Genomic DNA, 14,796 nt, shown 5'->3' on the forward strand with positions numbered 1-14,796 from the left:
ACTAAAAATGAATGATAAGACACCTTTACGTGAATTAAAAGGCGTGGGTGATAAAACAGAGAAGCTTTTCCAGAAGATCGGAATTACGACTACGGAGGAGCTTCTCCGTTATTATCCACGGACTTATGATGTATATGAAGAGCCAGTTGAGATCGCATCGGCAGAAGAAGAAAAAACAGTTTCCATTCGTGGAACGATAACAGGCAGCCTGTATAGCAACCAGGTACGGAATCTGCAGATTTTGACTACAACAGTGGCAGACCAGAGCGGCCGTCTTCCAGTAGCTTGGTTTAATGCGCCTTATTTAAAAGGAACGTTGAAGAAGGGCAGTGTATTTATTTTCCGAGGAAAGATCATCCGTAAAAAAGGACGACTGCAGATGGAACATCCGGAGATATTTACTCCCGCAGCTTATGAGGAAGTTGTCCACAGTATGCAGCCAGTATATGCCCTGACCAAAGGCCTTACCAATAAGGCAATTACCAAACTTGTCCGGCAGGTCCTGGATACAAGACCCTTAAAAACAGAATATCTGCCAGATGAGATCAGGGAGCACTATCAGCTGGCGGACGATAATTTTGCAATACGTACCATACATTTTCCGGGGAATATGCAGGAATTGCTTACTGCCAGAAAAAGGCTCGTGTTTGACGAGTTTCTTCTTTTTGTACTGGCAGTGCAGCTTCTCAAAGAAAAGACAGAGGAAGCACCGAATACATTTTCCATGAAACCAGTGTGGACAACAGAGGAAATCATCGAAGGTCTTCCCTACGAACTGACGAATGCCCAGAAAAATGTATGGCATGAGATTGAGAGAGATTTAAGCGGTCATAAATTAATGTCCCGTCTTGTTCAGGGAGATGTTGGAAGTGGTAAAACAGTAATTGCGTTTCTGTCCATGGTGCTTTCTGCGGAAAACGGATTTCAAAGTGCACTGATGGTACCAACAGAGGTACTTGCCAATCAGCATTATGAGGGATTCCTGAGATTAATGGAAGAACAGAATATTACTTCCTGCCATCCGGTACTTCTGACGGGGTCCAGTACGGCAAAACAGAAACGGGAAATCTATCAGAAGATTGCAGAAGGTGAGGCAAATGTTATCATCGGGACTCATGCGCTGATCCAGGAGAAGGTAGAATATAAAAATCTTGGACTGGTTATCACAGATGAGCAGCACAGGTTTGGCGTACGTCAGAGAGAGGCACTGACTACCAGAGGAAATCCACCGCATGTACTTGTTATGAGCGCTACTCCTATCCCGAGGACCCTGGCGATCATCTTGTACGGGGATCTGGATATCTCCATTATTGACGAGCTTCCAGCACAGAGACTTCCTATTAAGAACTGCGTGGTGGGTACTTCTTATCGCCCAAAAGCATATTCTTTTATTGAAAAACAGATCCATATGGGAAGACAGGCTTATGTGATCTGTCCTATGGTGGAAGAAAGTGAAGGTCTGGATGCTGAAAATGTGACGGATTATGCTGTAAAACTTCGGGAGGCTCTTCCTGATGATATCTGTGTCGAGATTCTTCATGGAAAGATGAAACCAAAAGAAAAAAACAGGATTATGGAAGCGTTTGCTTCTGGGGAGATACAGGTACTGGTGTCTACAACAGTTGTAGAAGTAGGGGTGAATGTTCCGAATGCCACAGTAATGATGGTGGAAAATGCAGAACGTTTCGGACTTGCTCAGCTTCATCAGCTTCGTGGACGTGTAGGCCGTGGAGAGTTTCAGTCTTACTGTATTTTTATTCAGGGAAATAATGAAGAAGATACTTCCAAGCGCCTGAAGATCCTTAATGAATCTAATGATGGATTTTATATTGCAGGGGAAGACCTGAAGCTCCGGGGCCCTGGAGATCTTTTTGGTATCCGCCAGAGTGGATTGATGGAATTTAAGATCGGTGATATCTATAATGATGCCGGGATTTTGAAGAATGCCAGTGAGGCGGCAGGAGAGATCCTTGCACTGGATTTTGATCTCAGATTACCGCAACATAAGGCTTTGAAGGAACGACTGATGGGATATATGAGTGAAGATCTGGAAAATCTGGGCATCTGACCTTGCGCTCTTCCCCAAAAAGTGATATCCTAAAGTTCGAGAAAAGATTAACAAATCTCTTGTAAGGAGGCTATAAAATGGCTAGAACAAAGAAAGCTGCAACTAAGACAACTGCAAAAACGGCTTCAGTAAGCGAGACTCCTGCAAAATCTGTAGTAACCGCATCCGAAGAGAAAGCCGTTCAGGCTGAGACACCGAAGACAGACGATGCAAAAGCTTCTGTAGAGACAAAAAAAGCAGCTGAAACACCGGCGGAGAAGAAAGCAGACGCGAAACCTGCTGAAGAAAAAACAGCAGCTGTAAAGACTGAGGAACCAGTTAAGAAACCTGCTGCAAAGAAAACAACCACAAGAAAAACAACTACAGCTAAAAAGACGACTACAAGAAAAACTGCAACAGCCAAAAAGGCAGAGACAGTTACAGAAGTATATGTCCAGTACTGGGGCAAAGAGATACATACTTCTGAAGTTGCTGACCGGATCAAAAAAATCTGGACAGATGATATGGGTAAAAAAGCAACAGATCTGAAAGATCTGAAAATCTATATCAAACCGGAAGATAATGGTGCGCATTATGTGATCAATGGAGATGTTACAGGATTTATCGGCCTGTAATCTGGACGAGTAAATAAATATCACGATTATATATTCTGGCCTGCTATAGGATTAGCCTATGGCAGGCTATTTCTTTTGCATATTTGACGAAGAAAAAAGAGTATGATACGATATCTTCAACACATAAACATAGTAAACAGATATGAAAAGAGGAAATATATATGAAACAGATTTTATGCTTTGGAGATTCCAATACCTGGGGATACGACGGAGAAAGCAGAGAACGGCTGCCCTGGGGTGTGCGCTGGACAAGTCTTCTTCAGGAAAAATTAAACAAAGAAAAATACAGAGTGATTGAAGAAGGGTTATGTGGACGGACGACTGTTTTTGAAGATCCACTTCGTGATGGACGGAAGGGGACAGCACTTCTGCCAACTTTGCTGGAAACACATGCACAGGTAGATGTGATCACTCTTATGCTGGGAACCAATGACTGCAAAACAGTTTTCGGAGCATCTGCAGATGTGATCGGAAAGGGGATTCTTCGACTTCTGGATCAGATTCAGGAATATGCTCCAAAAGCGAAGGTTCTTCTGATGTCACCGATTTATCTTGGGGAAAAAGTATGGCAGGAAGGCTACGATCAGGAGTTTTCCAGAGAGTCGGTGGCCGTATCCAGAAATCTCCAGTCTGTATACGAAAAAATAGCAAAAGAACGTCAGATTGAATTTCTTCCGGCAGCGGCTTATGTACATTGCTGTGAGGCTGATCAGGAACACCTCAATGCATCTGGTCATAAAGAATTTGCGGAAGTAGTATATCAAAAGATCAGAAAGTTTTTGTAGGAAATGAATAGGATTCTCAAATACAGTAAATGCTGTCTGACAACACGGATTTTGTCAGACAGCATTTTTTACTGCATAAACTTTTCAGCTTTACATGGCAATGGATTTACTTAAATCGGATTAGTACTGCTGGCTGCCCTGAGAACCGCTGGACATCTGGCGTTCCTGAGCTTCGATCATCTTTTTTACCATATATCCACCAACAGAACCGTTCTGTTTGGAAGTAAGGTTACCATTGTATCCATCTGTAAGCGGAACACCCAGCTCGTTTGCTACCTCATATTTGAAACAGTCAAGTGCGCCTTTTGCTTCTGGTACAACTGCTTTGTTAGAAGAAGTGTTACTTGGCATAATTCATTTCCTCCTTGGTTGTTGTTTGGTTTGATGTTACATTGCTAGTATATGAAATAGCGGAAATAATACACTGGCAGTTAAAGGAAATTTACAGAATAATATAAAAAATTAAAATCGAATGTATGGTTGTTTTTATAAAAAACAGAAGTTATAATATTTTCTGTGGTGCATATAATATCTGGCAGATAAGTAAAGGGGGATTTTGTGAAAAAGAAGCGCTATCCCACATACAGACGAAAATCAAAAAGAAAAAAACAGCCAGCAAAAAAGATCATAACAGGATTGATACTTTGTATTACCATTGCACTGTGTAATGGCTGGAAACCGCCGGACAGCCTGGATAAAGCCAGGGAACAGAGCGAGATTTTTTGTAATATATTTTTTACATATATAGAAGAAAATACAAAAAATTTTTCAGAAAATATATCCGAAGCGATTTCCCACACAGCTTATAAAATACTGGAGCAGACAGGAAATCAGGCCGGAGGACAGAATGCAGATATTTCGCTGGAAAATATACCGGAATACAGTGGAAGTCCTTGTGTAGAGCTTGATGGAAATATTCCGGAATTTTCAGCAGAAAAGAAAAATGGCCCTGCATATGAATTTTACAGCGAACTGGATGCTCTTGGACGATGTGGATATGCGGAATCCAAGATCACACCCCAGCTGATGCCGACAGAGGAACGAGGTGCTATCGGAATGATCAAACCAACGGGCTGGCATACAGTAAAATATGATAATGTAGATGGCAGATATCTTTATAATCGCTGTCATCTGATCGGTTATCAGCTTACCGGGGAGAATGCAAATGAAAAAAATCTGATCACGGGAACCCGGTATCTTAATGTAACCGGAATGCTGCCTTTTGAGAATGAAGTGGCAGATTATGTACACAGTACCGGGAATCCCTGTATGTATCGCGTTACTCCGATTTTTGCAGGAAAAGAACTTGTGGCCCGCGGTGTGGAAATGGAAGCGGAATCTGTAAAGGATCAGAACGTAGCCTTTCACGTTTTTGTATATAACGTACAGCCGGGAATAGAAATTGATTATCAAACCGGAAACAGCTGGCAGCAACCATAAATTCACAGGAATCCCGAAAGAGAAAATATTAATTTTTCATGAATTTGTATGAATTAAATTGCACTTTTTTGGGCGATATGCTAAAATCAATTACAGAGTTATATGGTTTTACCGCTATACAGTGGAGAAAAAGGGATGTAACCCGAGGTCAGAATGGAGAGGTGAATTATGAATTTAGGAATTATTGCACATAACAGTAAGAAAGTTCTGATTGAAGACTTCTGTATTGCATATAAGAATATCCTTGCCAAACACGAAGTATATGCAACCGGAACAACGGGAAGAAGAATTGAGGAAGCGACCAGCCTTCATGTCCATAAGTTTCTTGCCGGAAGCATTGGCGGAGACAAGCAGTTTATGGAGATGGTAGAAAGACAGGATCTGGATATGGTGATCCTGTTTTATAATCCTGTCATGATGGATCCGGCAGAACCGGATATCATGAGTATTGTTAAACGATGCGACCAGTATAATATTCCGGTTGCTACAAATATTGCCACTGCGGAGCTTTTGATTCTCGGACTGGCCCGTGGTGATCTGGATTGGAGATTAAATCTGAAATGAGAGTAATAGCAGGAAAAGCACGTAGATTAAATTTAAAAACAATTCCCGGAAATGAGACAAGACCAACAACAGACCGTATTAAGGAAACTCTTTTTAACATTCTCCAGCCTGAAATACCAGGTTGCAGGTTCCTGGATCTTTTTTCCGGAAGCGGAGCTATTGGTATCGAGGCATTGAGCCGAGGCGCTGATTATGCAGTATTTGTTGAAAAAAATCCCAAGGCATGTGCATGTATCCGTGAAAATCTTTCATTTACAAAACTCTCTGAAGGTGGTAAACTGCTGAACATGGATGTACTGCAGGCGTTGCGTTCACTGGAAGGTGGAGAACCTTTTGACTGTATCTTTATGGATGCACCTTATGAACAGCATCTGGAGCAGCCGGTTCTCGAATATCTGGCTGACAGTACTCTTGCAAACGAGAACACGCTTATTATCATAGAAGAAGATCTTTACACGGATTTTTCTTATGTGGAGGAATTGGGCTATCATCTGATACGTTCCAAGGAATATAAAACAAATAAGCATGTTTTCCTAAAAAAATGAAAGCGAGACAGACATATGATAACAGCCGTATACCCAGGAAGTTTTGACCCGGCAACTTATGGTCATCTTGATATTATTAAACGAGCAAGCATTTCTTTTGACCGGGTTATAGTGGGCGTTTTGCACAATTCTGCAAAAAGTCCGTTGTTTTCTGTGGAAGAACGTGTTAAGATACTAGCAAAGGCAACAAAAGATATCCCGAATGTGGAGGTGAAAGCATTTGAGGGCCTGTCTGTGAACTTTGCCAGGGAGAATCATGCCCAGGTGATCGTTCGCGGTCTTCGTGCTGTCACGGATTTTGAATACGAGCTGCAGATGGCGCAGACCAACCGTGTTCTTGCACCGGATGTGGATACCGTTTTTCTCACAACCAGTCTGGAATATGCATACTTAAGCTCCACGATCATGAAAGAGGTTGCGAATTTCGGAGGAGATCTGAGTAAGTTTGCTCCAAGTGAGATTACGGAAGCAGTCGAAGAAAAATTGAAAAAAAGAGAAACAGAGAAATAAGGAGAGTGTATTTATGAGCAGCAGAATTGAACAGATCATTCAGGAGATTGAAGAGTATGTGGACAGCTGTAAATTTCAGCCTCTTTCCACTACCAAGATCGTAGTGAATAAAGAAGAGATTGAGGAACTTTTACGTGAACTGCGTCTGAAAACTCCAGATGAGATCAAACGTTATCAGAAGATCATCAGCAATAAGGATGCAATCCTTGAGGATGCACAGTCCAAGGCTGACAGCCTGATCGCAGATGCGCAGACGAAAGCACAGGAGCTGGTTACACAGCATGAGATCATGCAGAAGGCGTATGCACAGGCAAATGAAACGATCAATGCTGCCAACAAGCAGGCTCAGGAGATCCTTGATTCTGCAACACAGGATGCCAACAGTATCCGTCTCAGTGCGATCACATATACAGATGATATGATGGCGAATATTGGTTCTGTTCTGAACCAGACACTTGAGGATGCCGGCGGTAAATATAAAGCATTTATCGATGCACTGCAGAGTTGTCTTGAAGTTGTAAACCATAACCGACAGGAACTTGCGCCACAGACTGCACAGGCAGCTGCAATTTCCAATACTTTCCAGGACGAAGACAGTGCTTCCAGTGATAGTGATGAGGATGAACTGTTAGACGATATCGGAGAGAACTAAGAACAGGAAAACCAGGGATGTATTCAGACATTTGGATGTAACATAAGGAAACAGTGATAATCGGTTTTCCAGTACACTTTTTGTCTGGAACATAACGCAGAGCCCACCGAATGCGGTAAGAGTTATGGAGGATATACAGCGAAATCTCCATGAATACCGGGAGTGAGCGATCTGCTGTAATCCTGTGGTCAGCTCGATGGGACTTGTAAACAGGATACTGGTCTGTTCGGAGAATGGCCAGTAATGTCTGATACATGTAAATACCAATGAAAATATCAGAATATAGCCCCCGAGCCGTGTGATGGTTTCAAATCCGTTCATGATCGAGACATCCAGGATGACTCCTGTGGAGTCCTGCTGGTATGTCTCTTTTTTTATGGATTTAACTTTGGCAGGAGTCAGTGTGTTTCCATGATATATCAGAAATCGAAAAAAAAGCATGCAGAAAAGATCAGCAGTTAACAGGATCAGGACTATCTGCATCGGATGGATTCTGTTCTGCAAAATGCTGCCGGTCAGATAGGAAACAACGAAAGCAGGACTGGCGTTGCAGGAAAAAGAAAGAAGATATTCGCCTTCTTTTTTGGAAATCTGATCATTTATGTAAAGATCATGGGCAATCTTTGCTCCCATAGGGTAACCGCACAGAAAACCCAGAATCAGAACATAGGCTCCGGCTGGAGAAAGACCGAAACATTTTTCCCACAGAAGGGAAAATGGATTCAGGAGTTTTGTGAGATTTCCGGCTTTTAAAAGAATTCCGGTGAAGATCAGGAAGGGAAGCAGGGTTGGAAGCATAACATTCAGCCACAGCGTCAATCCGTCCCTGGCACCCAGGAGCCCTTCGTCCGGGTGAAGAAGCAGAAAAAGCAGCAGACAGATACTGAAAAGTGTTAATATTTTCGATTTCATAAGATCCCGGCCTTGCTTTTTTTACAGTATATGATTATTATAAAAATAAATGAATTTATGGAGCAGAAGGAGGCAGAATTTATGCCAGCATTAGAGAATTGTGAACCTAAGAGAGTCTTTCATTATTTTGAGGAGATCTGTAAGATTCCTCACGGTTCCGGAAATACGAAACAGATCAGTGATTTTCTTGTGAATTTTGCGAAAGATCACGGGTTTAAATACGTACAGGATGAAATGAATAACGTGATCATCTATAAACCAGGTACGTCAGGATATGAAAATTCTCCGACAGTTATCATTCAGGGCCATATGGATATGGTATGTGAGAAACGTCCGAATGTAGAACATGATTTTACAAAAGACGGATTAAATATTTCTGTAAAAGACGGTTATGTAACTGCTAATGGAACAACTCTTGGCGGAGATGATGGTATTGCTGTTGCCTATGGCCTTGCTCTTCTTGAGAGTACAGATATTCCGCATCCACCACTTGAAGTGTTATTTACGGTTGATGAAGAGATTGGCCTTCTTGGTGCAGTAGGACTGGATTGCAGCGTACTGAAAGGCAGAAGATTTATCAATCTGGATTCTGAGGCAGAGGGAAGTCTCTGGATCAGTTGCGCAGGTGGCCTTTCAGGGATCAGTCATATTCCGGTTCAGCGCGTCGAGGGCGAGGGAACTAAGATACAGGTTAAGGTCTGCGGACTTATGGGCGGACATTCCGGTGCTGAGATTGATAAAAACAGAGCTAACGCCAACAAGCTGATGGGACGTTTCCTTTATGGCCTTAAGAAAAAGGCAGATTATGCAGTGATTTCTCTTGCAGGTGGCCAGAAGGATAATGCCATTACGAGAGAATGCATCACAGAGTTTCTGACTGATGCACCAGAAGAAGTAAAAGCATACGCAAAAGAACTCCAGGAGCAGATCAGGGAGGAATATACCGGCTCTGATGAGAATATTACCATTGAAGTGAAAGAGAATGGAGTAGAGACAGCTCAGGTCCTTCATCCTACAAGCCAGGAGAAGATTGTATTCTATCTTCAGAATGTACCATTTGGAATCCAGAAAATGAGTGGGACTATTAAAGGTCTGGTGGAATCATCCAGTAATATCGGAATTCTTCGGTTGGATGAGGACGAGCTCTTTGCAAGTTCAAGTGTAAGAAGTTCCGTAGATGCGGCATGCAGCGCAATATCTGATAAAATCGAATATCTTACAGAGTTTCTTGGGGGAGATTATGAAGTACAGGGTGCATATCCTGCATGGGAATACCGGAAAGATTCTCCATTAAGAGATAAGATGGTGGAGATTTTTGAAGAAATGTATGGTCATAAACCGGAAGTTGTGGCAATCCATGCAGGTCTTGAATGCGGGCTTTTCTACAAAAAAATGGAAGGCCTTGACTGTGTATCTCTTGGACCGGATATGAAGGATATTCATACATCGGAAGAAGTATTAAGTATCGCTTCCACAGAAAGAGTATGGAATTACCTTGTAAAGGTTCTTGAAAATCTGAAAGACTGATCATAACCGGATCAACGGTATCTTTTGCCCTGAAGCAGAAACATGTTTCTCTTCAGGGCTTTTTCTGATTTCTGAAAAAATGAGCAAAAAATTCATAAAATATTCATTCCTGCATATATATAGCTTTGTGGATGCATCACACAAAAAAGAAAATTTTTCTATAATTTTTTAATAAAAAATTGATAAAGAATCCCTATTTTTTCAAAACATATGTTATAATAAAAAATGTATGCCGCCATCACCACAACAAAAAATAAGAGACTGACGGCAGATAATAAGGAGCGAGCAACATGGAAATACAGTTATGGCGAAGTATTCTGTGCCCTTACGAGCTGGCTGTCAAGGAACTGACAGTCAAATTTGAACATATGATAGAAGAATACCGTGAGAATGATCGATATTCACCCATTGAACAAGTCAGTGGAAGAGTAAAAAGTGTATCCAGTATTCTGGAGAAAATGCAGCGCAAACATATTCCTATTGAACAGATGGAAACCGAGGTGGAAGACCTTGCAGGTGTCCGGATCATCTGTCAGTTTGAAGAAGATATTGATACAGTCGCTGCAATCATCCGAAGAAGAACAGATATGGAAGTAAAAAGTGAGAAGAACTATCTGACTCATATTAAACAGAGCGGTTATCGGAGTTATCACATGATCCTTTACTATATAGTAGAGACGATCGACGGCCCCAAGAGACTTCAGGTGGAAGTTCAGATCCGTACGATGGCAATGAATTTCTGGGCTACCATTGAGCATTCTCTTCAATATAAATATAAAGGCGACATGCCGCCGCATGTCGCAGAACGTCTCAGCAAAGCATCAGATGCCATCATTTCCCTGGATCATGAAATGTCTTCTGTCCGGAATGAGATCATGGATGCACAGAATTCTTCACAGATGCAATCCAATCTTGTGAAGGATATTTTGAATAATATTGAGAATCTTTACCGTGTTTCCAGCGAACGGGAAGTCAGCAAGATCCAGGATGAATTTTTAAGAGTATTCAAAACCAAAGATTTACGTCAGCTGGAGCGATTCCACAGACAGTTGGATATTATTGCCGAGGGATACCGTGCCCAGGCTGTACATCATAGCATGTAATAGATAGACCAGAAGCAGTAAGCACATAATACATATGAGGAATTATAAATGCAGGATTTTTTACCGGTTACAAGGGAAGATATGAAGTCAAAAGGCTGGGATACGGTTGATTTTGTCTATGTGACAGGCGATGCCTATGTAGATCATCCGTCTTTTGGATCAGCTATCATCGGACGTCTTCTGGAAAGTAGAGGCTACCGTGTAGGGATGATCCCACAGCCGGACTGGCGAAAGAAAGAGAGTATCCAGGTGTTCGGGGAACCGCGCCTGGGTTTTCTCGTTACAGCAGGAAACATGGATTCCATGGTGAATCATTATACTGTTTCCAAGAAACACAGAAGTACAGATGCCTATTCTCCCGGGGGAAAAATGGGATTAAGACCAGATCGGGCAAGTGTGGTATACAGCAATCTGATTCGTCAGAGCTATAAACATACGCCTATCATTCTGGGCGGAATTGAAGCCAGCCTTCGTAGAATGGCACATTATGATTATTGGGAAAACAAAGTCAAGCACAGTATTCTTATTGATTCCGGAGCAGATCTTATTTCTTATGGAATGGGAGAACACTCGATCCTGGAAATTGCCGAGGCACTGCAAAGTGGAATTCCGGTACAGGAGATTACTTATGTGGCAGGCACTGTTTTTAAAAGCCATGATATTAACAGAGTCTACGAACCCGTGATCCTTCCGGCTTTTGAACAGGTTCAGTCAGACAAAAAAGCTTATGCGGACAGTTTTGCCATCCAATATCGCAACACGGATCCATTCACTGCAAAGCCGCTGGTGGAATCTTATGGAAACCGCGGCTATGTGATTCAGAATCCTCCGGCGAAGCCTCTGACACAGATGGAAATGGATGATGTTTATGACCTGCCTTACACAGGCCAGTATCATCCCATGTATAAAAAAGACGGAGGGATTCCGGCACTGAAAGAGATCAAGTTCAGTCTGACCAGCAACAGAGGCTGTTTTGGCAGCTGTAATTTCTGTGCGCTGACTTTCCATCAGGGCCGCATTCTTCAGACAAGAAGCCATGAATCCATTCTGAGAGAAGCAGAAAAAATGACAGAGGACCCAGATTTTAAAGGCTATATTCATGATGTGGGAGGTCCTACTGCGGATTTTCGACATCCCTCCTGTAAGAAACAGCTGACAAAAGGAGTCTGCAGGGAACGCCAGTGCCTGTTTCCTTCTCCGTGTAAAAATCTGACGGTGGATCATAAAGATTATCTGCAGCTTTTACGAAAAGTTCGGAATTTACCAAAAGTCAAAAAAGTATTTATCCGTTCCGGTATTCGTTTTGATTACATGGTGGCAGATCCGGATAAAACTTTTCTGAATGAGCTTGTAAAATATCATGTCAGCGGCCAGCTGCGTGTGGCACCGGAACATGTTTCTGATGAAGTGCTGAAATATATGGGAAAACCGAAACATGCAGTTTACGAAAGTTTTCTGAAAGAATATGAAACGGCCAATGCCCGCACAGGCAAGCAGCAGTATGCAGTTCCTTATTTTATGTCATCTCATCCGGGATGTACCATGAAGGAAGCTGTAAAACTTGCGGAATATGTTCGTGATCTTGGATTTACACCGGAACAGGTGCAGGATTTTTACCCGACACCTTCAACTCTTTCTACCTGTATGTATTATACGGGAATACATCCTCTGACCGGAGAGAAAGTTTATGTTCCGAAAAATCCTCATGAAAAGGCAATTCAGCGTGCTCTGATGCAGTACAAAAATCCGGAGAACCGGGAACTGATCCTCGAGGGACTTAAAATGACCGGACGTATGGATCTGGTAGGTTTTGGACCAAAGTGCCTGATCCATCCAAGAGAACTTCGGAGAAAAAATTCCAAAGGAAAAAATCCTGAAAGCAGAAGTACAGATCGAAGAAATCTAAAAACACAGACAAGGAGTTCGGCACATGAAAAATACCAGAAAAAGAAAAACAAAAAAAGGTGATTTTGGCTATTTCAGTAGCGAAAAGAAGCGAAGACTTCTGATCACAGCTGGATTATTTTCGCTTCCGCTTCTCGTTTTTTTCGTAGCATGGGCGGTCAATGGTACAAGGATGACTGTCTGGACAGTTCTGACGGTTGTAGGATGTCTTCCTGGCTGTAAATCCATGGTAAGCCTGATCATGATCCTGATGCGGCATCCTATGGACAGGAAACTGTATGAAGAAATCCGGAAACATGCCGGTGATCTTGTGATGGCATATGAAATGTATATGACTTTTTATGAAAAGAGCGGTTATCTTGATGCTGTGGCTGTATGTGGAAATACGGTTGTGGGATATACCAGTGATCCAAAGGTGGATATATCGTATCTTGCAGAACAGTCTCAGAAAATTGTCCGCAAAAACGGTTATAAAGTAGATGTAAAGATCCTGAAAGATCTGAAGCCCTATCTGGAACGTCTGGATTCTATGAATGAACATAAAGAATCTTTACGGAATGGAATCAAGTTTACACCAGATGAACGGTATCCGGATCTTTCCAGGGAAGAGCTGATCAAACATACGATCCTGGCAATCTGTCTGTAGGAGCACTGTTATAATGAAAGAATTTATCATTAATGAAAATGAGGCCGGACAACGCTTTGACAAATATCTGGCCAAGCTTCTTAAAGAAGCGCCAAAAAGTTTTTTTTACAAAATGATGCGTAAAAAAAATATTACACTTAACGGAAAAAAAGCAAACGGAAATGAGAAACTGCTTTCTGGTGATCATGTGAAGTTATTTTTAAGTGATGAAACTTTCGAGAAATTCAGCGGTACCGATAAAGCTCCCAGGGCATATCATAAACTGGACATTATTTATGAAGATGAGAATATCCTTCTGATCAACAAACCGTCAGGGATGCTTTCCCAGCCCGGAGATGATGGCACTCCGTCACTGGTGGAATATCTGACCGGGTATCTTCTGGAAACTGGAAGCCTTACAGAGGAGGATTTAAGAACTTTTCGGCCATCTGTGTGTAACCGTCTGGATCGCAACACTACCGGGCTGATCGCAGCCGGAAAAAGTCTTGCCGGTCTTCAGGAACTCTCGGAAATGTTTAAATCCAGAAATCTCCATAAGTATTATCTGTGTCTTGTGGAGGGTGTACTGGAACAGGAAAAATATATCAAAGGATATCTTTCCAAAGATAAAAAAAATAATAAAGTAACAATATACAAACAGGAGAAAGAGAATACCCTTCCTGTGGAGACCCGATATTTTCCGCTTGGTAACAATGGAAAACGGACTCTTCTTAAGGTAGAACTGATCACAGGACGTGCACATCAGATCCGTGCACATCTTGCATCAGAAGGGCATTCGATCGTGGGTGATCCAAAGTACGGAAAAAATGAAAGCAATCTGAAAGGACAGCTTCTGCATTCTTTCTGCATGGAGTTTCCGGTTCTTACAGGAACACTTTCTTATCTTTCCGGAAAGACCTTCACAGCGCCGATACCGGAAATCTTTCTCAGAACATTAAAAGAGGAGCAGTTGGAGGAAATTTATTATGAAAATCTGGAATGAAGTGTGGGATTATGTAAAAATGATCATCATTGTGGTAGTGGTGGTCCTTGTTATCAACAATGTGGTACTGATCAATGCAAAGATTCCGTCGGAATCCATGGAAAATACCATCATGACCGGTGACCGGATCTTTGGTTTTCGCCTGGCGTATGGTTTTAATATGAATGTATTTGGAAATGAAATATCCAAGAAATGGAAAGATCCGGAGCGTTTTGATATTGTGATCTTTAAGTATCCGGATGACGAATCCCAGCTGTTTATCAAACGTATTATCGGACTTCCGGGAGACAAAGTTGAGATTATAGATGGTAAAGTTTATATCAATGATTCGGAAACGCCACTGGAAGATTCCTATGTACCGGAGACACCGCTTGGAAGTTTCGGCCCTTATGAAGTACCGGAGAATTGTTACTTTATGATGGGCGATAACCGAAACAATTCAAAGGATTCCAGATACTGGACCAATACTTTTGTGCGTTTCGATCAGATTGTTGGAAAAGCGGAGATCCGTTATTTCCCGTCCATCAAGCTTTTGAATTAAAG

15 protein-coding genes and 1 pseudogene are annotated in these 14,796 nt (G+C 42.0%); 14 read left to right on the forward strand and 2 right to left on the reverse strand.

Features of this window, described 5'->3' with window-relative positions:
- The first annotated feature begins 7 nt into the window (after nucleotides 1–7).
- From recG to G5B12_RS02755, 3 genes are all read left to right on the forward strand, one after another.
- On the forward strand, nucleotides 8–2,068 hold the full coding sequence (gene recG, locus G5B12_RS02745; RefSeq protein ID WP_174087697.1) for an ATP-dependent DNA helicase RecG: 2,061 nt from the start codon (nucleotides 8–10) through the stop codon (nucleotides 2,066–2,068).
- A gap of 77 nt (nucleotides 2,069–2,145) precedes the next feature.
- The gene (locus G5B12_RS02750; protein WP_174087698.1) at nucleotides 2,146–2,682 is read left to right on the forward strand and encodes a DUF6465 family protein; all 537 of its coding nucleotides are present in this window, start codon (nucleotides 2,146–2,148) and stop codon (nucleotides 2,680–2,682) included.
- Nucleotides 2,683–2,843: 161 nt separating this feature from the next.
- On the forward strand, nucleotides 2,844–3,467 hold the full coding sequence (locus tag G5B12_RS02755) for a GDSL-type esterase/lipase family protein (protein WP_021976560.1): 624 nt from the start codon (nucleotides 2,844–2,846) through the stop codon (nucleotides 3,465–3,467).
- Between the two features lie 120 nt (nucleotides 3,468–3,587).
- Here G5B12_RS02755 and G5B12_RS02760 read toward each other — a convergent pair whose 3' ends face one another.
- Entirely contained in the window at nucleotides 3,588–3,818 is a 231-nt protein-coding gene (locus G5B12_RS02760) for an alpha/beta-type small acid-soluble spore protein (protein ID WP_174087699.1), read from the reverse strand.
- A gap of 438 nt (nucleotides 3,819–4,256) precedes the next feature.
- Here G5B12_RS02760 and G5B12_RS18230 point away from each other — a divergent pair.
- From G5B12_RS18230 to G5B12_RS02785, 5 genes and pseudogenes are all read left to right on the forward strand, one after another.
- Nucleotides 4,257–4,892 (forward strand): annotated as a pseudogene (locus G5B12_RS18230) (DNA/RNA non-specific endonuclease); the annotation flags it as partial.
- Nucleotides 4,893–5,075: 183 nt separating this feature from the next.
- Nucleotides 5,076–5,471 carry a methylglyoxal synthase gene (locus G5B12_RS02770; RefSeq protein ID WP_021976563.1) on the forward strand — a complete coding sequence of 132 codons (396 nt, stop codon included), beginning with the start codon at nucleotides 5,076–5,078 and terminating at the stop codon, nucleotides 5,469–5,471.
- Complete coding sequence (gene rsmD / locus G5B12_RS02775) at nucleotides 5,468–6,016, forward strand: 16S rRNA (guanine(966)-N(2))-methyltransferase RsmD (RefSeq protein ID WP_021976564.1); 549 nt, start codon at nucleotides 5,468–5,470, stop codon at nucleotides 6,014–6,016. The genes G5B12_RS02770 and rsmD overlap by 4 nt, the downstream gene beginning before the upstream one ends.
- Before the next feature lie 15 nt (nucleotides 6,017–6,031).
- Nucleotides 6,032–6,526: a pantetheine-phosphate adenylyltransferase gene (gene coaD / locus G5B12_RS02780; protein WP_021976565.1), complete on the forward strand. Its 495-nt coding sequence runs from the start codon at nucleotides 6,032–6,034 to the stop codon at nucleotides 6,524–6,526.
- Nucleotides 6,527–6,539: 13 nt separating this feature from the next.
- Nucleotides 6,540–7,178 (forward strand): hypothetical protein, encoded by a 639-nt coding sequence (locus G5B12_RS02785; RefSeq protein ID WP_021976566.1) that lies wholly within the window; start codon nucleotides 6,540–6,542, stop codon nucleotides 7,176–7,178.
- On the opposite strand, the gene G5B12_RS02790 is transcribed toward G5B12_RS02785, so the two are convergent.
- Nucleotides 7,155–8,090, reverse strand: coding sequence for a hypothetical protein (locus G5B12_RS02790; protein WP_174087700.1), 936 nt, complete (start codon nucleotides 8,088–8,090; stop codon nucleotides 7,155–7,157). The genes G5B12_RS02785 and G5B12_RS02790 overlap by 24 nt on opposite strands.
- Before the next feature lie 81 nt (nucleotides 8,091–8,171).
- Here G5B12_RS02790 and G5B12_RS02795 point away from each other — a divergent pair, with 81 nt between their 5' ends.
- The 6 genes from G5B12_RS02795 (at nucleotide 8,172) to lepB (ending at nucleotide 14,794) form a co-directional block, all read left to right on the forward strand.
- The gene (locus G5B12_RS02795; protein ID WP_118062913.1) at nucleotides 8,172–9,617 is read left to right on the forward strand and encodes an aminoacyl-histidine dipeptidase; all 1,446 of its coding nucleotides are present in this window, start codon (nucleotides 8,172–8,174) and stop codon (nucleotides 9,615–9,617) included.
- Between the two features lie 290 nt (nucleotides 9,618–9,907).
- Nucleotides 9,908–10,720: a GTP pyrophosphokinase gene (locus G5B12_RS02800; protein WP_118062911.1), complete on the forward strand. Its 813-nt coding sequence runs from the start codon at nucleotides 9,908–9,910 to the stop codon at nucleotides 10,718–10,720.
- 48 nt (nucleotides 10,721–10,768) lie between these two features.
- Nucleotides 10,769–12,688, forward strand: a complete 1,920-nt coding sequence (locus G5B12_RS02805; protein WP_118062909.1) for a YgiQ family radical SAM protein — start codon at nucleotides 10,769–10,771, stop codon at nucleotides 12,686–12,688.
- Complete coding sequence (locus tag G5B12_RS02810; protein ID WP_021976571.1) at nucleotides 12,651–13,271, forward strand: hypothetical protein; 621 nt, start codon at nucleotides 12,651–12,653, stop codon at nucleotides 13,269–13,271. Before G5B12_RS02805 ends, G5B12_RS02810 begins: the two co-directional genes overlap by 38 nt.
- Before the next feature lie 13 nt (nucleotides 13,272–13,284).
- Nucleotides 13,285–14,253: an RluA family pseudouridine synthase gene (locus tag G5B12_RS02815; protein ID WP_118071441.1), complete on the forward strand. Its 969-nt coding sequence runs from the start codon at nucleotides 13,285–13,287 to the stop codon at nucleotides 14,251–14,253.
- The gene (lepB, locus tag G5B12_RS02820; protein WP_021976573.1) at nucleotides 14,237–14,794 is read left to right on the forward strand and encodes a signal peptidase I; all 558 of its coding nucleotides are present in this window, start codon (nucleotides 14,237–14,239) and stop codon (nucleotides 14,792–14,794) included. The genes G5B12_RS02815 and lepB overlap by 17 nt, the downstream gene beginning before the upstream one ends.
- Nucleotides 14,795–14,796: the final 2 nt, after the last annotated feature.

Source organism: Blautia sp. MSK.20.85, assembly GCF_013317245.1.
Lineage (GTDB): Bacteria > Bacillota > Clostridia > Lachnospirales > Lachnospiraceae > Blautia_A.